Origin of the sequence: Rhodococcus sp. 008 (assembly GCF_001682295.1) — a bacterium.
In the GTDB taxonomy this organism is placed as follows: Bacteria; Actinomycetota; Actinomycetes; order Mycobacteriales; family Mycobacteriaceae; genus Rhodococcus_F; species Rhodococcus_F qingshengii.
In genome coordinates this window covers 3,901,478-3,919,193 of the sequence record NZ_CP012749.1, presented here as the reverse complement: position 1 = coordinate 3,919,193, position 17,716 = coordinate 3,901,478, and the positions used below count along the sequence as shown (strand labels likewise).

Here is a 17,716-nt window from a genome sequence, read left to right as displayed (position 1 = left end):
ATCGTCAAGCGAGTGCTTGATCAATTTCTCGTCGATGCTAACACCGCACCCTCGCTGACCTGCGGTGTGAGGTCCTGGACACCCAATCGAAACACCGGACACACACTTGTCACCGACAGTCATTCCACCGCAACAACTTCCACCTACTCTGTGCACTCGACGAATACAGCGTTGTATACGCACTCCGGATACAGATCTGTCAGAGCCATTGTCTGCCAGAGCCATCGACACGAAAGGCCCGTACATGCGAACCTTCTCGAAGCGCACCCTTGCCGCGCCGGCCGCTCTCGCCGCGCTGGGCTTGGTTCTCACCGGCTGCGGAAGCAAGGCAACAGACACCGCATCGGGAGATTCGACGGCTACGTCGTGCGTCGACACCTCGGGGGACACGATCAAGGTCGGTTCCCTGAATTCACTCTCGGGCACCATGGCCATCAGTGAAGTGACGGTCCGCGACTCCATCTCGTTGGCGGTGCAGGAGATCAACGATTCCGGCGGTGTACTGGGTAAGAAGATCCAGATCGTCGCAGAGGACGGTGCGTCGGAGCCGACAGTGTTCGCCGAGAAGGCCGAGAAACTGATCAGCAGCGATTGCGTCGCAGCAGTTTTCGGTGGCTGGACCTCCTCGAGCCGCAAGGCCATGCTGCCCGTGTTCGAGGACAACAACTCTTTGCTCTACTACCCGGTCCAGTACGAGGGACTGGAAGATTCGAAGAACATCTTCTACACGGGCGCAACGACCAACCAGCAGATCATCCCGGCGCTGGATTACCTGAAGGAGAAGGGCGTCAAGTCGCTGTATCTGGTCGGCAGCGACTACGTGTTCCCGCAGACCGCCAACCGCATCATCAAGGCGTACGCGGCAGCGAACGGCATCGAGATCAAGGGCGAGGATTACACGCCTCTGGGTTCGACCGACTTCTCCACCATCGTGAACAAGGTCCGCACAGCCGACGCCGATGCCGTGTTCAACACACTCAACGGCGATTCCAACGTTGCGTTCTTCCGTGAATACTCGAATGTCGGCCTGAAGCCCGCCGACATGCCCGTCGTCTCCGTCTCCATTGCGGAGGAAGAGGTCGGTGGTATCGGAGTCCAGAACGTCGAAGGCCAGCTGACGGCGTGGAACTACTACCAGACCATCGACTCCCCCGAGAACAAGAAGTTCGTCGCGGCGTACAAGGCGAAGTTCGGCCAGGACAAGCCCACGTCCGATCCGATGGAAGCGGCATACACCTCCGTCTACCTCTGGAAGAACACCGTCGAGAAGGCCAACTCGTTTGCGGTCAAGGATATTCAGGACAACGCCGACGGTGTGACCTTCCAGGCGCCCGAAGGACTCGTCACCATCGACGGCGACAACCACCACATCACCAAGACTGCCCGGATCGGCGAAATCCGTTCCGACGGACTGATCTACACGGTCTGGGATTCGGGACAGCCGATCGAGCCGGATCCGTACCTGAAGAACTACCCCTGGGCTGAGGGGCTCGGTAGCTGATCGACAAAAGGCGGAATTGACGGAATCGACGAGTAGAGAGGTGGAGCGTCTGTCATGGATGTTGTGATCGGGCAGTTGTTCACGGGTTTGAGTATCGGATCGATTCTCCTGTTGGCAGCGTTGGGGTTGTCTCTCACGTTCGGGCAGATGGGTGTCATCAACATGGCACACGGCGAGTTCATCATGGCCGGCTCGTACACCGCATACGTAGTGCAGCAGGTGATCTCGAATGCAACGGGATCGTTGATCATTTCTCTGCTCGTCGGTTTCGTCGTCGGCGGACTGATGGGTGTTGTGCTCGAAGTGGTCCTGGTATCGCGGATGTACCACCGACCCCTCGACACCCTGTTGGTGACATTCGGCGTCGGATTGATCCTTCAGCAGTTGGCGCGCGACATCTTCGGCGCGCCGGCAGTCAATGTTTCGGCGCCGAGCTGGCTTTCGGGCGGGGTCGATATTTTCGGCGCCGTGGTGCCGAAAACCCGCATCTTCATTCTGGTGTTGGCGATCGCAGCAGTGATCGCACTTTCGGTCGCACTGAAGCAGTCGTCGATGGGTAGACGCATCCGGGCCGTCGTCCAAAATCGCGATCTGGCCGAGACGAGCGGAATCTCCTCTCGTCGTACGGACATCACGACCTTCTTCCTCGGTTCCGGGCTCGCCGGCGTCGCGGGTGTCGCGTTGACGCTCATCGGTTCCACCAGCCCGACCATCGGCCAGTCCTATCTGATCGACGCCTTCCTGGTTGTTGTCGTCGGCGGTCTCGGTCAGATGAAGGGAGCCGTGATCGCAGCCTTCGCCCTCGGCATCTTGAACTCGTTCATCGAGTACTCGACGACAGCGTCGATCGCGAAGGTGATCGTGTTCGTCATCATCGTCGTCTTCCTTCAAGTTCGGCCGCAGGGCCTGTTCGCAGTCAAGACGAGGAGCCTCGTATGAGCATCCTGAACAATTCCCGAATTCGGGTGTGGGGCGGTTTTGCACTCGCCGCCATCGTGCTGTTCGCCGTCGCTCCGGCTGTGCTCTCGGACTTCAGGCTGTCACTGTTGGCCAAATTCCTGTGCTTCGCCATAGTCGCTGTCGGTATCGGTTTGGCTTGGGGCAGAGGCGGAATGCTCACGCTCGGCCAGGGGGTGTTCTTCGGGATCGGCGCATACGTGATGGCGATGCACCTCAAGATCGCCGATGCCGAACTCAAGGGTGACGCGGTCCCGGACTTCATGTCCATCGCCGGCAAGACCGAACTGCCGGGATACTGGCAACCGTTCGCCTCGCCATTCGTGGCGATCTTCGCCATCCTTTTCCTGCCGGCCGCTGTTGCCTTTCTCCTCGGACTCGGTGTGTTCAAGCGGAGAGTCAAGGGCGCGTACTTCGCGATCCTCTCGCAGGCACTCGCCGCGGCTTTCGCAATCCTCTTGATCGGCCAGCAGTCGATCGGTGGCAGCAACGGCCTCAACCGCTTTCGCACGTTCTTCGGTTTCAACCTCAACGATCCGGCGAACAAGCAGATGTTGTTCTTCATCGCCGCCGGAGTTCTTCTCGCATCGGTCGCTCTGATTCGCCAGCTGATGAACTCCCGATACGGCGAACTCCTCGTCGCCGTCCGTGATCAAGAGGAGCGAGTACGTTTCCTCGGATACGATCCGGCGAACATCAAACTGGTCGCCTACGTGACCGCGGCGTTCCTCGCCGGTATCGCCGGTGCGCTGTTCGTTCCGATCGTGGGCATCATCTCCCCCGCCGACGTCGGGATCGTTCCGTCAATCGCCTTTCTCATCGGGGTCGCGATCGGTGGCCGCGCAACGCTTCTCGGTCCGGTACTCGGTGCGATCGGCGTCGCGTGGGCGCAGTCGACATTCTCGGAGAAACTCCCTTCGGGATGGATCTACGCACAAGGGTTGATGTTCATCGTCGTGGTCGGGTTCTTCCCGGCAGGTGTGGCCGGATTGTTCGCCCTGATGCGCCACCGCAAGAAGCGTGAGGCCCCGGCCGACCCGCCGGTCAAGGTCTCCCAACCCGAACCAGTGGAGGTGTCGTCATGACCAACACAACCGCCACCAGCGAACCCACACCGGCACTGGGTGGCAACGCCGGAATGTCGTCCGAGTACCTCGAAGTACGAAATCTTTCGGTCAGCTTCGACGGTTTCAAGGCCGTCGACGGCGTCGACTTGACCCTCATGCAGGGCGACCTGAGGTTTCTCATCGGCCCGAACGGGGCTGGAAAGACAACGTTGGTCGACGCCATCACCGGACTCGTTCCCGCGACGGGTTCCATCACGAAGTCCGGCGAGCAACTGCTCGGCAAGAAGGTTCACAAGATCGCCCGCCTCGGCGTCGGGCGAACCTTCCAGACGGCAAGCGTCTTCGAAGAGCTCTCGGTGCTGCAGAATCTCGACATCGCGGCCGGAGCCGGCCGATCACCGTGGAACCTGCTCAGAAAACGCAAAGGTGTGCTTCCCGAGATCGAAGAGGCGCTGGAGACAACCGGGTTGGAGCACCTCAGGGACACCGCCGCAGGCATTCTGGCGCACGGACAGAAGCAGTGGCTCGAAATCGGAATGTTGTTGGTACAGAACTGTTCCGTGCTCCTGCTCGACGAGCCCGTCGCAGGCATGAGCCTCGAGGAGCGCGAGGAGACCGGGAACCTTCTGCGGCGCATCGGCGGTGCGCGAACCGTCGTCGTAGTCGAGCACGACATGGACTTCATGCGATCCTTCGCCACGTCCGTCACAGTGCTCGCCGCTGGGAAAGTGCTTGCCGAAGGAACTGTGGCGGAGGTCCAAGCCGACCCCAAGGTGCAAGAGGTCTACCTCGGCACCGCCGCTGCCGGAACCGATCTCGGCGCCGACACCGAACCGACCCCGGAGGACTGAATCATGCTCGAGCTCGTCGACATCCGCGCCGGCTACGGACGCACCGAAGTGATCCACGGCGTATCCCTGCTGGTTCCCAGCGACGGAGTTGCGGCAGTCATGGGTCACAACGGTGCGGGTAAAACCACCTTGCTGCGCGCCGCCGTCGGTCTGATCAAACCTACACGGGGAAAGGTACTTCTGAACGGTGAGGACATCACCGGTCTACGGCCGAGCGCCCGCGTCGCTCGCGGACTTGCCTACGTACCCCAGGGTCAGCAGTCGTTCGGACAACTGACAACTGCCGAGAATCTTCGGGTGGTCGCCGACGGGCGCAAACGCGGAAAGGCACTCATCGCAGAGGCATTGGATCTGTTTCCCGCACTCACCACGCTCCTCGACCGTCGCGCGGGACTTCTCTCCGGTGGGCAGCGACAACAGCTTGCCATCGCTCGCGCCCTGATCACCGAGCCCAAGATCCTCATTCTGGACGAACCAACCGAGGGCATTCAACCCAACGTGGTCGCCGAAATCGAAAGGACCGTCATGGAACTCACCGAACGCGGCGATCTCGGTGTCCTCCTCGTAGAGCAGCACATCGGTTTCGCGCTCCAATCTGCGCAGCATTACAGCATTCTCGCGGCGGGACACGTGACCTCGACCGGTGAGGGCGGCACCACGTCCACCGAGGCGGTTCGTCGAGCGATGGCAATCTGACATGAGTGTGCGGCCGCCGCTGCGCGAGCAGGTTTACCGGTCGATCCGGAACGATCTGATGTCCGGTCAGATCGCGCCATCCGAACGACTCGGCGAAGAACGGTTGGCTCATCTCTACGGTGTCTCGCGAACACCGGTGCGCGAAGCGCTCGCGAAGTTGGAATCCGACGGGCTGGTCGAGCGCGACGAACACGGCCTCTTTCCGTACCGACCGCACCTCGACGAGTTGGGTGGCCTCTACGAGCTGCGCATACTCCTCGAGGTACACGGACTTCGGCGGGTACTCGACGGTGAGGCCCCCGCTCATGATCGAGACGCGCTCGGTTCCGAACTCGACAAGTGGTACGCATTTCTCAAACAGATGCCGGTACCGGACGCCGGTTTCGTGACGCTCGACGAGGAGTTCCACATCGCGCTCCTCGCCTCGTCCGGAAACCACGCGTTGGTCGACGCTCTTCAGGCCGTCAACTCGAAGCTGCGCCCCGTGCGGATGTTCGACTACCTGACTCCCGACCGTATGAAGGCCACGGTGGAGGAACATATCTCCGTCGTCGAACTGGTGCTGGACGGCAAGATTCCGCAAGCACACGAGGCACTGGTGTCGCACATCGACATCTCTCGTGCGGTTGTCCTCGACCGCGCTCGGCAGGCCCTCTCGTTGGCCGCCATGGCCAACGCTGTGCGGAACTGATCAGCGTCGTGTCGCTGACTTCAGGGTGAAGACTTCGGTGACGTGGTCTCTCGTCAGGGGGATCCTGAGGTACTCCCCCGGTACGGTTGGCTTCGGGCCGAGTACAGAACCGGGCACCGTACCCGTTGTGCCGTCCGAGCATTCGACTGCAACTTCGCTCGTGTAGTCCGCATCAGGAGCAACCTCGCAGGAGAGTCCGGTATCCGTGGTGAAGGCGGAGATGCTCGAATCGGCAGGGCCGTGGATCGCTGTCCCGATTGGATCTGCCGGAGCCGGTGTGCTCGTAATTGGTGTGGCTGTCGTTGTCGGGGTGATTGCAGCCACACTGGTAGTTACAGCCGCGCTGGTCGTCATCCCTGCCGTGTTCTCAGCTGCCGTGGTCTCAGCTGCCGTGTTCTCAGCTGCCGTGTTCTCAGCTGCCGTGGTCTCAGCTGCCGTGGTCGAAGAAGTCGTCGATGACGGGGGTTCGCTCACCGAAGTAGACGTCGGGCTGACCGCACGCGCAGCAAATCCGGTTGGGAGGCTCAGCGGCGTGACCGGGTATGTCGCGCTGCCAATTCCGCATTGGGCCGTTACAAGATTGAATGTCACGTTTGTGGTGCCCAGTATCTGCGCCCCCAGAATCGCAAAAGCTGCCATCGAAAGACTCACGCTCAGCGTCGATTGCGCCGTTGTTGCCGTGGACGTTCGCGTGCTCACGAGCTTGATGTTCGTGTATTGAATCGTCGCCAAGCCAGCGGCGTTCACAGTGGCGTCCGCCCCTGTTACCGTCACCGATGCGTTCTCGGCAGGCTGTGGAATCGTGAGGACGCGAGATCCCACCGTCACCTGATTCGTGGGGCTAATCGCCGATACCGATGCCCTGTTCGAGGTATCGCACGCAGCCCCTGCCGTAATCGGCGATGCCACAGTGACTATCGGCGCACTGACCAGATCAACCCCCAGTAGAGACAGCAAGTTCACTGTCACGGTCATCGAGGTGAGTGTCGACGTCGCATCGGTATCCGAAACAATTGCCGACTGGCAGCGGCCGCTCGCTGGCTGCCCGACCGAGTAGGCAGCGCACGACGAGATCGATCCGGTCCGGGACAACGAGTTGACGCCCAGTAGCTTTGCAACCACCAGATTGGTTGTGTCTAGGTCCTTTCCAATCGTGTTCTGTTGTGAGACACCTTCGAACATCGAACTGCCGAAAAGATCTATCACGATTCCGCCACTGGACAACCCGAGCCCGCCGGCGCCTCTGCCGTACCCACTCGTCGTCCATGAACCGGTGGAAATCGGGCCGGTAACGTACTCGGAGTCTGTCCACGCCGCTTCTGTCTCTCCGAGGAGTGGGTGAGACGAGAAACCAGAGCCCAAAACAACCGCAACTGCCAATACGATGACTGAAAACAGGTGGCGACGCTTCATTGTCTACCGCCGTCTGGCGGTAGAAGAACCTGGATGGGTTCGGTTTTCGGGTCGTCCGAGTCGGCATCATCGTCGTCATCGGTATTGCGCGGCCAGAATACCGCGACCACCAAAGCGGCCATGGTCAGCGTGATCGCCCCCAGAACAAGAGGATTCGAGAAGTAGACGATCACCCGCGCCAATCCCGGAACGTGCCAGAGCACCTTTCGGACCGTGGTGACCTCGTATACCGCGGGATCAGCCGAAGCGTTGGCATCACCCTTGAGATCGAGAATCGTGATGCCGTTGTCCTGGGTACGAGCGGAGACGACCCGGTGGGTCACCGGCAGTTCGGACACTCCCCGATCGACGGTGACGACGTCGCCCACCTCGACGGAATCTGCCGGTACTTCCCGCACAACTGCCAGAGATCCGGTTGGAATGGTCGGCGACATCGATCCGGTCTTGAACATGATCAGTGTGATGTCGAAAACGAAGGCACAGATCACCAAAGCGATACAGATGACCCCACCGACTGCAAGAACCTGAAGGATGCAGTCCCCGATGATCGTGGGGACCGAACGCTTCTTCGTCCGGGCATGTGTTGCCCGGGCATGTGTTGGCATTGCAGCTCCTTCAGGGTGTTGCACTGAACTGCCAAGTGGGAGTTGCCGTTTTACCGGTCAGCGCCGAGTTGCTCCAATTAGCCGAGGTTGCGGGCAGCGAAATCTCGAAGCACAGCGCCACCGCGGCGCCCGGGGACGCTCCACCGGTGGGTAGCGCGATGGCCCCGACTGCGGAACCAGTTGAGAGCGACGGAAACACCGTCGCACTTCCCACCACGAATTGTGGTGTTCCCGTGGAGAAGGCCGACGCATCACAGGTCGTCGACTTGACCACCCGATACCGCAGCGCCGACGCCAGAGTGGAGTCGCCGGCAACCGTGGCCGCCTGCAGAGTGACGGATGCTGCCGGCGAGACCGGCACTGTTCGAAGAGATATCGGGCCGTACGAGAACGCACCGGGGCGAATCAGGAGCGCCGAGGGCGTGTACGTGAAAACGCCAGGGGCACTGGATGAATGCGACGACCATCCGCCGCCGACGTTCGACTCGATTCCGAATGTTCCGGTGCGAAACGATGCATCGCCCATCGTGCTGTCCACCCAACTGGCCGCCACGGTGGTTGCACCGATACCCAGGACGAGTCCCGAGGCCGCCAGTGCGTACACCTGACGCATTCGCCGTGTGACCACGCAGGCGTCAGGGGGTGGACTGGCCGGTGAACTGCCAGAGCAAGCGCCCGGTGTTCTTGCCCGACACGATCGAAGGGTCGACTCCGGCAGGCAGCGTGACCGCGAAGCACAGTTCCACCGGCACGCCCGTGCCTAGCAAGGTGACATCCGAACCCGAACCTGCCGTCAAGGCCACCGGACTGGCTGTCGTGCCTACCCATGCTGTTCCTGCTCCAATTCCCGCTGCCGTGCAGGTCGTGGAGGGGACACCTCGATACACCGAGTACCGCAGGGCGGGTTTGAGGTCGGTATCACCGCCCGTTGCACCGAGTAGTTGTACCGTCGCGCCGGAAGTGCTGGCCGTGGGACCGATCCGAAGCGCTACCGGCGCGTATACCGTCGTTCCGGGTGAGAGTGCGTCGAATCCCGTGCTGAATTGGAAGTGGCCGGCGGAAGCGTCCACTTGATACTCACCCCAGGTCGTCAGTCCGTCGAAGCTGCCCTGGAGATTCCAACTTCCCGTCTTGAACTGCGCGTCGCCGAAAACGTTGTCTGTCCACGCCGCCAAGGTGACAGCGGCGCCGATACCGAGGACAAGTCCTCCGGCAAGTAATGCACGTACTTTGCGCTTGTTTACAGCCTTCCGATCAGTGGCCATGCTGGTCTCGATTCACTTGGAATGCGAAAGAACCTCCGATTCGGGAAATCTAGCCCCCAATTTCATCCGAAATATCCGAAATGACCGAAATCGAGACAAGAACTTCACGCCTTGTCCGCCTCGCCACCATCCGTGGGCGCTGACCAGGCGGAAATAGGAAAGCCGGCCAGATGGTTGCACCTTCCAACGACGTTTGCGTTCTATTCGCTGAGAAAGGCACCACATTCATGGCCGTCCCACTTTCCATCCTCGATCTCGCCCACATCGGCGACAACGAAACCGCCAAAGACAGCTTCGACGCCAGCGTGACCTTGGCGCAGCGTGCCGAGGAGTGGGGTTACAAGCGAATCTGGTATGCCGAGCACCACAACATGGGTTCCATCGCGTCTTCGGCCACCAGCGTTCTGATCAGCCACGTCGCCGCGCACACCAGCAAAATCCGCCTCGGCGCCGGTGGAATCATGCTGCCCAACCACGCGCCGCTGACGATCGCCGAGCAGTTCGGCACCCTCGAGACTCTGCACCCGGGTCGCATCGATCTCGGTCTCGGTCGCGCGCCCGGTAGTGATCAGAAGACGATGCAGGCTTTGCGACGCGACCCGAGTTCTTCGGACAGCTTCCCGCAGGACGTACTCGAGCTTCAGGGCTACCTCGGCGACACTTCGCGCGTCCCCGGAATCAATGCCGTTCCCGGTAAGGGCACTCACGTTCCGCTCTACATTCTCGGATCGTCATTGTTCGGAGCCAAGCTCGCCGCGATGCTCGGCCTGCCGTATGCATTTGCCTCGCACTTCGCCCCCAACGCCCTGCGCGACGCCGTCGCGATCTATCGACGCGAGTTCAAGCCGTCGGAGCAGTTGGCGGAGCCGTACGTCATCGCGGGCGTCAACGTCATCGCCGCCGACACCCATGAGCAGGCTCAGCAGGACTTCCTCGCGGCCAAGCGTTCGCGCGTCAGCCTTCTTCTCGGACGCGGACGCAAGTTCACGGACGACGAAGCGGACATGCTGCTCGACTCCCCCGCGGGTCAGCAGGTTCTGCAGATGACCAAGTACAGCGCCATCGGCACGCCCACGGAGGTCCGCGCCTACCTCGACGAGTTCACCGAGCATGCACAGGCCGACGAGCTGATCACGGTGTCGACCGGCACCAACCGCGAGGCTTGGTTGCGCACGTTCGAACTCCTCGCCGACGTGAGCGATCTGGTACCCGCCTAAGCTGCCGGTATGGGCGATCCATCCCGTCGCGGGTTCATCTCGGTACTGGCAGTTCTACTTTCGACGGGTTGGGCCGCCAACCACTTTGCTTCGCTCATCCCGGTTCTCCGGGTGGACGAGGGTCTTTCGCATACCGTGCTCGACGGTGTTTTCGGTATCTACGCGCTCGGACTCCTACCCGGCCTGTTGACCGGTGGAGCACTGTCGGATCGCGTCGGCCGAGCTGTAGTCGTCCTGCCCGGAACGCTCATAGCCTCGCTCGGAACCTTGATTCTTCTTCTCTGGCACGACGCGCCCGGGCTCATGGTCGGGCGCCTCGTTGTCGGTATCGGTGCCGGTCTGGCAATCGGCGCCGGTACCGCGTGGGCGGCTGACCTTCGCGGCAAGTCCGGAACCGTGATGGCGGGCGTAGTACTCACCTCGGGTTTCGCACTGGGACCACTGTTTTCGGGTCTGTTGGCACAATTTGCCGCCTTCCCACTCGCTACGCCCTTTGTCGTCTCGGCCTTCTTGTCGGTGGGTTCGGTTACCGCGGCAGCTGTGTGGAGTCGTACACCTGTTTCCGTAGAAGCCGCGACCATCACACCCGTCCCAGACGGCGCGGAGCGCTCCGTCGCAAATGCGCCAGACGGCGCGGAGCGCTCCGTCGCAAATGCGCCAGACGGCGCGGAGCGCTCCGTCGCAAATGCGCTGCTCTGGGCACTTCCGTTGGCGCCGTGGGTGTTCGCCAGCGCAACAGTCTCTTTCGTGACCATGACGGCCAGGCTCGGGGACCGCTACTCAGGTCCTCTCCTTCCGGGTTTCGCGGCGGCGCTGACTCTGGGTGCTGGAATCCTGGTTCAAACCGCTGCGCGCCATCGCAATTGGGGTCCTCAGGCCGGCACGGTCGGCGCCGCACTGGCGGCGCTCGGATACTGCCTGGTCGCCGTCGGCGGCGCGCACCCCGCGCTCGGGTTGTTCATCGTCTGCGCGCTCGTCCTCGGTACGGCCTACGGACTGTGTCTACGCGAGGGACTGCTCGACCTCGAGTCGCTGGCTCCCCCCGCCTCGCGGGGCGCCCTGACCGGGATCTTCTACGTCGGCACCTATCTCGGATTCGGACTGCCGGTGCTACTGGTTGTCATCGAACCCACGATGGGTCCGTCGCTGCCGTTGGTGATCCTCGCCGCTGTTGCCGCCGTCGTTGCCGTGGTCCGATTCCGTCGATTGCGGTCGACCCAGGCTTCCTCGTCACATCCGCGTCTCGAAGCCGCATCGGTCTGAACACCCGTTCGGACGGAGTTGGCGGTACTTGCAGTCGCAGCTACCCGGCGGTGTTAGCGTCGGAGGACCAGAAGGTCACTGCGTAGGGACACAGCAATGGGCAAGAGCGAGGCGGGCAAGGCCGAATCGGCCAAGAGTAGTGCGGACGACCTGACGGGTCGGCGCATCCTGATCACCGGCGCTGCCCGCAATATCGGTTCTTCGCTGGCCAGACGCCTGTACGACCGTGGTGCGTCCGTGGGACTGCTCGGCCTCGAGCCGGAACTTCTCGAGCAAGTCGCTACTTCCTGCGGCCGCGCGCCCTGGCAGTTGTGCGATGTCGCCGACCTCGAGCAGGTATCTCGCGGCGTCGACTACATCGCTGAGAAGCTGGGAGGCATCGACGTCGTCGTCGCCAATGCCGGGGTCGAGGCGAACTCGTCGATCCTCGGCGGCGACCCTGCGGACATGCGCCGCGCCGTCGAAGTCAACCTCATGGGCACGTACTACACCCTGCGCGCAGCCGGTCCGCACATCAGTCACGAAAACGGTTACGCCCTGGTGGTCGCCTCGGCTCACGGCGCCGCCAAGCATCCGTTTCGCGGACCGTTCGGTGCTTCGCGCGCCGGCGTCGAAGCCTTGGGTGACGCGTTGCGCTTGGAAATGAAACACCTCGGCACCAAGGTGGGCGTCGCGTATATCGGCGACATCGACACCGATACCACCGCACTGTCGTTCGACGGAGCACGCGGAACCCTCGCCAGCGCCGGCACCACGACCGTCGCTGACGCCGTCGACGCGTTCGAGCGCGGTATCGTCGGCCGGAAGTCACGCGTACACGCGCCCCGCCGCAGCGCCGCGGTTCGCCACATCGCGCAACGAGCTATAGACCTCCGTCCCTCTCACATCCGTGGAGTCGCATGAACCCCCGCATCCCGCCCGGCCGATTCAAGGACCTCGGTCCGATCAACTGGGGAATCTGGCGTGTCCTGTCGAAGGCTGCCGGAGCACCCGATGCGCATCTGTTCAGCACCTTGGGGCGCACGGGTGGACTCTTCCGCGGTTGGCTGCACTACTCCGGCTCACTCATGCCCGGCGGCAAGATCTCTCGCCACGACACCGAACTGATCATCCTGCGGGTCGCGCACCTGCGGGACTGCGGTTACGAGATGGATCACCACATCAGGCTCGGCCGCAAAGCCGGAATCGACGCAGAAGAACTGGCCCGAATCATCGAGGGCCCTGGCGCTTCCGAGTTGAGTCCGCGTCACCGTGCGATCTTGACTGCGGTCGACGAGTTGGTCACCACCAAGGACGTCACCGACGACACGTGGGGAACGCTCTCGCAGCATCTCGACGATCGTCGGTTGATCGAATTCACCTTGTTGGTCACTCAGTACGACGGCCTGGCCACCACGATCGGAACCTTGCGGGTTCAGCGCGACTTCTCCTGAAGTTCCGCGGCGGCCGTAACTCAGCTCTAACCCGAAGACATCTGGACGAAACACCTGATCAATAGCGTATACAGGTATGTCGACAGGGATGAATACGGCGCCGGAGCCACTGCGTGAGGTGGTCTACCGGGAACTACGCACCGAACTGGTCAACGGGACTATCGGGTTCGATCAGCGCCTGACGGAACCGAAACTCTCCACGCGTTTCGGCATTTCTCGCACACCAGTACGGGAAGCGTTGACGATGCTGTGCGCCGATGGACTCCTGCGCCGGGAAGAGTACGGGTTCTCCGCCGTGCGCCCGAGTATCCCGCGGATCCGAGATCTGTATGAACTCCGAATCACTCTGGAACTACAAGGAATTACCCGGGCGATCGCAGATCCGACGATCCGGCACGACCGAACAATCCTCGACGACGAATTGGTGCGGTGGCGTGCCCTGGCTCTCGATCCGCCCGCTCAGGAACCGGGGTTCGTCGAACTGGACGAGGAATTCCACGTCGCCGTACTGAGGGCGTCGGGAAACAATGAACTGGTCGCGTCGCTGCTGTCGGTGAATTCCCGTATCCGGCACGTTCGGATGTACGACTTCATGGTCAACGGCCGCATCGACACCTCGATCGCGGAGCACATTCGAATCCTCGAAGAACTACGTGCCGGCAATCTGCCCGAGGCCCGCACGCTTTTGCACCAGCACATCGGCGAGTCTCTCGACGTCGTCCTCGACCGGGTGACCCGCGCGATCACCGCGCTCTCACTCGCCAACATCACGGACTGATCGGAGCAGTACACACCATGACCATCGCAGCAGAAGTTTTCACCCCGACAGCCCGGGTCGAGCAGGCATTCCAGCGGATCGAGGAAGTAGATCGCCCCGAAGTCTGGATCACGTTGCGCCGCAAGGAAGATGTGCTTGCCGATGCCGCTTCGGTCGAAGCCAGAATCGCCGCGGGCGAGCATCTTCCTCTGGCTGGGCGTCTGGTCGCCGTCAAGGACAACGTCGACGTCGCCGGTCTGCCGACCACAGCGGCGTGCCCCGAATTCGCGTATTCGCCGGACGAAACCGCCAGTGCCGTTGCGCGGTTGATCGAGCACGGGGCTGTTGTTCTGGGGAAGACCAATCTGGACCAGTTCGCCACCGGACTGGTCGGAACGCGCAGTCCGTACGGAGCCGTTCGCTGCGCCTGGGACGAAGAGTTGATCTCGGGCGGTAGTAGCTCCGGATCTGCCGTCGCTGTCGCGCTGGGAATTGCAGACATCGGAATCGGCACCGACACCGCCGGTTCCGGCCGGGTGCCGGCAGCGTTCCACGGGATCTACGGACTCAAGCTCTCGCTCGGCGTCATCCCAGCCCACGGAGTAGTGCCCGCCTGCGTCGACTACGACGCTCTGACGGTATTTGCCGACGACCTCGAATCGGCAACCGCGGCAGCGGCAATCATGATCGGCCACGAACCTCGAGATCCCCGCAGCCGCGTCTGGCCTTCCGACGTTCGTCTCGCGGCGGCGCCGAATCCCCGCGTCGCCGTCCCCCGAATCGAGGATCTCACTCAACTGAGCCCGTCGTATACAGCAGCATTTCAGGACACTGTGGCAGCTCTGGTAGCCGGCGGCGCCGAGACCGAGACCGTCGACATATCCGGACTGCTCGACGCGGCCCGATTGCTCTACGACGGCGCCGTAGTGGCGCAGCGGTACGCCGCTGCCGGCGAGTTCCTCGAAACTCGTCCTGCCGGAGCAGATCCCGCGGTGTCCGACATCGTGCTCGGTGCGAAGCACCCCACCGGATACCAGCTAGTCGACGATCTCGATGCTCTCACCCGCGCCAAGGCTGCCGCCCGGGAACTCCTCGCCGGGTTCGACGCCCTACTGCTTCCCACCACCACCGAACACCCGACGATTGCCGCCGTGACCGAGGATCCGTTCGGAATCAACCGCCGGATGGGAACTTTCACCAACTTCTGCAACCTGCTCGACATGGCGGCCGTCGCGGCGCCCGGACACCGCACTGCCGAAGATCACCCGTTCGGCGTCATGTTCGTCGTACCCGCTTTCGACGACCAGATCGCCATCGACCTCGCTGCGCGACTCGGCGGTGTGCCTTCACCCACCCTCGTCGATACAGGAATCGACCTCGCAGTATTCGGCGCTCACCTGCGCGGGCAACCCCTCAACACACAGTTGGTCGACCTCGGCGCGCGGTACGTCGAAACCGTCACGACCTCGGATGCCTACCGGCTCTTCGCTCTCGACACGACGCCACCGAAGCCCGGCCTGGTACGCCGTGGCCCTGGACTCGGCGCACCGGTCGTCGGCGAGATCTTCCGAATCTCACCGGCCGGGCTGGGAACGTTCCTCGCCGCCTTGCCTGCACCGATGGCGCTCACGAGCGTCGAGTTATCCGACGGCAGAACGACAGTCGGTTTCAGCTGCACTCATGACGCCGTAAACGGCGCAGCTGACATCACCGACTACGGCGGTTGGGCCGCGTACCTCTCTCGCTGACAGTCACGGCTTGCAGATTCGAGTGACGGCCTCGCGCACCACTTCACGGCGGCGCGCGATCTCGTCGGCGTCGACGTTCTGGTTGTCGGCCACACCGGGGGCCACCACCCAGCCGAACACGAGGCCGAACAGCATCGTGATCAGGTCCTGGGGGTCCCAGTGCTTCGAGATGAGGCCGTCTTCTTGAGCCTTGCGGATCGTGGCCATTCGCGGAACCCAGCTGGAATGTTCCTCGGCCAACTTCTTCATCCGTGGTGCCTCACCCTGCAATTGACCCCAGATCATCATCCGTTGAATCTGTGGTTTGCCGAGCATTGCGTCGAACAGTTCGACAGCATGCGCGGGCATGTCTTCACCGGTGAACTCGACGGATTCCATCGCCTGCTCGAAGTCGACGTCGAGCACCGCGTGGAACAACGCGACCTTGTCACCGAAATAGGCGTAGAGGCGCTCCTTACTGGCGTTTCCGTTCTTCGCAATCCGATCGATGCGCGCACCGGCAAGCCCGTAGGTGCCGAATTCTTCTTGCGCAGCGTCGAGGATTCGCTGTTTCGTCGCGGTCACGTCAGTGGGAGCCATAGTGATGATGGTAACCGAACGAACTATTTCGTTTGACTCACCCGAGAAGGCTGGAATACCTTTTTCCAATGACCACCACGTCCCACGTCGACGGCGGCACTCTGCCACCGATCCCGGCTGTCTCCGAGAATCCGAATCATCAACGTCGCTGGCTGGTGCTCTGCATCGTCGCGTTCGCTCAACTCATGGTGGTGCTCGACGGCACCATCGTCTCCATCGCCCTACCGGCAGCCCAGGAGGAACTGGGCATCAGCGACCTTGACCGCGCGTGGGTGGTCACGTCGTACGCCTTGGCGTTCGGTGCGCTGCTGCTCCTCGGCGGACGTATCGCGGACTACTGGGGCCGAAAGCGATCCTTCATCGTCGGCATGGCGGGCTTCGCGGTTGCCTCCGGCATCGGCGGCATCGCGCAGAGCGGTATCGAACTGTTCATCGCTCGCGCCGGCCAGGGCGTCTTCGCAGCACTGCTCGCGCCCGCTGCGCTGTCGATGCTCACCACCACCTTCATCGGAGAGAAGGAGCGCGCCAAGGCTTTTGCCGTCTACGGCGCGATCTCCGGCGGTGGCGCTGCCATCGGCCTGCTCCTCGGTGGAGTGCTGACGCAGTACGTCGACTGGCGTTGGTGCCTGCTCGTCAACATCCCGATCGCGCTGATAGCCATCGCTGCAGCCGTCCCGATCGTCAAGGAAACCAAAGCGCACGGCGACACGAGCTACGACCTTCCCGGCGCTGTCCTCATCGCCCTGGGGCTCGGCTCACTGGTCTACGGATTCACACGCGCCGAGCACGGCTGGGGTCAGGCGGACACTTTGCTGTTCATCGCACTGGGCCTGGTCTTCCTCGCCATCTTCGTGGTCGTCGAGAGCCGCAGCAAGAATCCGCTTCTACCGCTGAGCGTTCCGTGGCATCGTGATCGCGGCGCTGCTCTGATCGGCTCCATGCTGGTGGGCGCCGCCCTGCTCGGCGGCACGTTGTACCTGACGTTCTACCTGCAGATCGTGCTCGGATTCAGCCCGGTCATGGCCGGCGTCGGATCGCTGCCGATGGCGTTCTTCATCGTCTTGGCGTCGACCATCGCAGCGCAGTTGTCCACCAAGATCGGCCCCAAGCCGCTCATGGTCGCCGGCCCACTGGTGGCAGCGGTAGGACTGCTCATGCTGACCCAGATCGAGGTACACAGCTCCTACTGGACGCACGTGTTCCCCGGCCTCGCCATCTTCGGCTTCGGACTCGGTCTGCTGATGGTGCCGATGCAGAACCTCGCACTGATCGGTGTCCCCGACCACGACGCCGGCGCTGCCAGTGCCCTGGTCAACGCCACCCTGCAGATCGGCGGCGCACTCGGGACCGCACTGTTCACCACGATCTACGCTTCGGCAAAGTCGGCCTTCACCGCCGACAACGCGGCGCCGATCCCGCCGGAAGGCATTCCTGTCGACATGTCGAATGCGACCATCCCGACCGGCGATCAATTGGCACTACTCCCCCAGCCGGTGCAGGACTTCGTCGCCTCGATGACGGACTACTTCTTCGGCGCCGAGGTATCCGGATACTCGGCCGCATTCGGTTGGGCGGCAATCCTGTTGGCGATCATCGCACCGGTAGTGCTGGTTCTGGTCCGCGCCAAGAAGGGTGATCTGCCCGCCGAGGGTGCAGTCCACATGGGGTAACCC

Annotated in this window: 18 protein-coding genes; 14 read left to right on the top strand and 4 right to left on the bottom strand. The window is 62.4% G+C overall.

The features are described from left to right. Positions 1-244: 244 nt before the first annotated feature. The 7 genes from urtA (at position 245) to AOT96_RS35330 (ending at position 6,484) form a co-directional block, all read left to right on the top strand. Entirely contained in the window at positions 245-1,501 is a 1,257-nt protein-coding gene (gene urtA / locus AOT96_RS18270) for an urea ABC transporter substrate-binding protein (RefSeq protein ID WP_007735391.1), read from the top strand. 54 nt (positions 1,502-1,555) lie between these two features. Beyond that, positions 1,556-2,440 carry an urea ABC transporter permease subunit UrtB gene (gene urtB / locus AOT96_RS18265; protein WP_003941514.1) on the top strand — a complete coding sequence of 295 codons (885 nt, stop codon included), beginning with the start codon at positions 1,556-1,558 and terminating at the stop codon, positions 2,438-2,440. Then, a complete protein-coding gene (urtC, locus tag AOT96_RS18260) occupies positions 2,437-3,543 on the top strand; it encodes an urea ABC transporter permease subunit UrtC (protein ID WP_047268868.1) in 1,107 nt (368 codons plus the stop codon). Before urtB ends, urtC begins: the two co-directional genes overlap by 4 nt. Beyond that, the gene (gene urtD / locus AOT96_RS18255; protein ID WP_003941545.1) at positions 3,540-4,376 is read left to right on the top strand and encodes an urea ABC transporter ATP-binding protein UrtD; all 837 of its coding nucleotides are present in this window, start codon (positions 3,540-3,542) and stop codon (positions 4,374-4,376) included. Before urtC ends, urtD begins: the two co-directional genes overlap by 4 nt. Before the next feature lie 3 nt (positions 4,377-4,379). Continuing rightward, positions 4,380-5,072 carry an urea ABC transporter ATP-binding subunit UrtE gene (gene urtE, locus AOT96_RS18250; RefSeq protein ID WP_003941544.1) on the top strand — a complete coding sequence of 231 codons (693 nt, stop codon included), beginning with the start codon at positions 4,380-4,382 and terminating at the stop codon, positions 5,070-5,072. Position 5,073: 1 nt separating this feature from the next. Continuing rightward, entirely contained in the window at positions 5,074-5,763 is a 690-nt protein-coding gene (locus tag AOT96_RS18245) for a GntR family transcriptional regulator (RefSeq protein ID WP_020906727.1), read from the top strand. A gap of 205 nt (positions 5,764-5,968) precedes the next feature. After that, positions 5,969-6,484, top strand: a complete 516-nt coding sequence (locus tag AOT96_RS35330; protein WP_156778954.1) for a hypothetical protein — start codon at positions 5,969-5,971, stop codon at positions 6,482-6,484. A gap of 688 nt (positions 6,485-7,172) precedes the next feature. Here AOT96_RS35330 and AOT96_RS18235 read toward each other — a convergent pair. From AOT96_RS18235 to AOT96_RS18225, 3 genes are read right to left on the bottom strand one after another with little or no spacing between them, the layout of a single operon-like run. Continuing rightward, the gene (locus AOT96_RS18235; protein ID WP_065352107.1) at positions 7,173-7,781 is read right to left on the bottom strand and encodes a signal peptidase I; all 609 of its coding nucleotides are present in this window, start codon (positions 7,779-7,781) and stop codon (positions 7,173-7,175) included. Between the two features lie 10 nt (positions 7,782-7,791). Further along, positions 7,792-8,409 (bottom strand): hypothetical protein, encoded by a 618-nt coding sequence (locus AOT96_RS18230; RefSeq protein WP_230359616.1) that lies wholly within the window; start codon positions 8,407-8,409, stop codon positions 7,792-7,794. A 7-nt stretch (positions 8,410-8,416) separates the two neighbouring features. Further along, positions 8,417-9,046 carry a SipW-dependent-type signal peptide-containing protein gene (locus AOT96_RS18225; RefSeq protein WP_007735401.1) on the bottom strand — a complete coding sequence of 210 codons (630 nt, stop codon included), beginning with the start codon at positions 9,044-9,046 and terminating at the stop codon, positions 8,417-8,419. 227 nt (positions 9,047-9,273) lie between these two features. Here AOT96_RS18225 and AOT96_RS18220 point away from each other — a divergent pair, with 227 nt between their 5' ends. The 6 genes from AOT96_RS18220 (at position 9,274) to atzF (ending at position 15,464) form a co-directional block, all read left to right on the top strand. Next, positions 9,274-10,263, top strand: coding sequence for an LLM class flavin-dependent oxidoreductase (locus AOT96_RS18220; protein ID WP_039973481.1), 990 nt, complete (start codon positions 9,274-9,276; stop codon positions 10,261-10,263). Between the two features lie 9 nt (positions 10,264-10,272). Next, the gene (locus tag AOT96_RS18215; RefSeq protein WP_065352106.1) at positions 10,273-11,526 is read left to right on the top strand and encodes an MFS transporter; all 1,254 of its coding nucleotides are present in this window, start codon (positions 10,273-10,275) and stop codon (positions 11,524-11,526) included. A gap of 96 nt (positions 11,527-11,622) precedes the next feature. Then, positions 11,623-12,429: an SDR family NAD(P)-dependent oxidoreductase gene (locus tag AOT96_RS18210; RefSeq protein WP_042923321.1), complete on the top strand. Its 807-nt coding sequence runs from the start codon at positions 11,623-11,625 to the stop codon at positions 12,427-12,429. Beyond that, positions 12,426-12,959 carry a carboxymuconolactone decarboxylase family protein gene (locus AOT96_RS18205; protein ID WP_003941526.1) on the top strand — a complete coding sequence of 178 codons (534 nt, stop codon included), beginning with the start codon at positions 12,426-12,428 and terminating at the stop codon, positions 12,957-12,959. The genes AOT96_RS18210 and AOT96_RS18205 overlap by 4 nt, the downstream gene beginning before the upstream one ends. Positions 12,960-13,035: 76 nt before the next feature. Further along, positions 13,036-13,737: a GntR family transcriptional regulator gene (locus AOT96_RS18200; RefSeq protein WP_019744458.1), complete on the top strand. Its 702-nt coding sequence runs from the start codon at positions 13,036-13,038 to the stop codon at positions 13,735-13,737. Positions 13,738-13,754: 17 nt separating this feature from the next. Continuing rightward, complete coding sequence (gene atzF / locus AOT96_RS18195) at positions 13,755-15,464, top strand: allophanate hydrolase (RefSeq protein ID WP_065352105.1); 1,710 nt, start codon at positions 13,755-13,757, stop codon at positions 15,462-15,464. A 3-nt stretch (positions 15,465-15,467) separates the two neighbouring features. On the opposite strand, the gene AOT96_RS18190 is transcribed toward atzF, so the two are convergent. Next, entirely contained in the window at positions 15,468-16,043 is a 576-nt protein-coding gene (locus tag AOT96_RS18190) for a TetR family transcriptional regulator (RefSeq protein WP_003941498.1), read from the bottom strand. Positions 16,044-16,111: 68 nt separating this feature from the next. On the opposite strand from AOT96_RS18190, the gene AOT96_RS18185 reads away from it, so the two are divergent. Then, positions 16,112-17,713, top strand: a complete 1,602-nt coding sequence (locus AOT96_RS18185; RefSeq protein ID WP_003941517.1) for an MFS transporter — start codon at positions 16,112-16,114, stop codon at positions 17,711-17,713. Positions 17,714-17,716: the final 3 nt, after the last annotated feature.

Excerpts from the sequence above, each read along its gene's own strand:
- urtA (WP_007735391.1), top strand. The coding sequence starts at position 245 with ATGCGAACCTTCTCGAAGCGCACCCTTGCCGCGCCGGCCGCTCTCGCC.
- urtB (WP_003941514.1), top strand. The coding sequence starts at position 1,556 with ATGGATGTTGTGATCGGGCAGTTGTTCACGGGTTTGAGTATCGGATCG.
- urtC (WP_047268868.1), top strand. The coding sequence starts at position 2,437 with ATGAGCATCCTGAACAATTCCCGAATTCGGGTGTGGGGCGGTTTTGCA.
- urtD (WP_003941545.1), top strand. The coding sequence starts at position 3,540 with ATGACCAACACAACCGCCACCAGCGAACCCACACCGGCACTGGGTGGC.
- urtE (WP_003941544.1), top strand. The coding sequence starts at position 4,380 with ATGCTCGAGCTCGTCGACATCCGCGCCGGCTACGGACGCACCGAAGTG.
- AOT96_RS18245 (WP_020906727.1), top strand. The coding sequence starts at position 5,074 with ATGAGTGTGCGGCCGCCGCTGCGCGAGCAGGTTTACCGGTCGATCCGG.
- AOT96_RS18235 (WP_065352107.1), bottom strand. The coding sequence starts at position 7,781 with ATGCCAACACATGCCCGGGCAACACATGCCCGGACGAAGAAGCGTTCG.
- AOT96_RS18225 (WP_007735401.1), bottom strand. The coding sequence starts at position 9,046 with ATGGCCACTGATCGGAAGGCTGTAAACAAGCGCAAAGTACGTGCATTA.
- AOT96_RS18220 (WP_039973481.1), top strand. The coding sequence starts at position 9,274 with ATGGCCGTCCCACTTTCCATCCTCGATCTCGCCCACATCGGCGACAAC.
- AOT96_RS18215 (WP_065352106.1), top strand. The coding sequence starts at position 10,273 with ATGGGCGATCCATCCCGTCGCGGGTTCATCTCGGTACTGGCAGTTCTA.
- AOT96_RS18210 (WP_042923321.1), top strand. The coding sequence starts at position 11,623 with ATGGGCAAGAGCGAGGCGGGCAAGGCCGAATCGGCCAAGAGTAGTGCG.
- AOT96_RS18205 (WP_003941526.1), top strand. The coding sequence starts at position 12,426 with ATGAACCCCCGCATCCCGCCCGGCCGATTCAAGGACCTCGGTCCGATC.
- AOT96_RS18200 (WP_019744458.1), top strand. The coding sequence starts at position 13,036 with ATGTCGACAGGGATGAATACGGCGCCGGAGCCACTGCGTGAGGTGGTC.
- atzF (WP_065352105.1), top strand. The coding sequence starts at position 13,755 with ATGACCATCGCAGCAGAAGTTTTCACCCCGACAGCCCGGGTCGAGCAG.
- AOT96_RS18190 (WP_003941498.1), bottom strand. The coding sequence starts at position 16,043 with ATGGCTCCCACTGACGTGACCGCGACGAAACAGCGAATCCTCGACGCT.
- AOT96_RS18185 (WP_003941517.1), top strand. The coding sequence starts at position 16,112 with ATGACCACCACGTCCCACGTCGACGGCGGCACTCTGCCACCGATCCCG.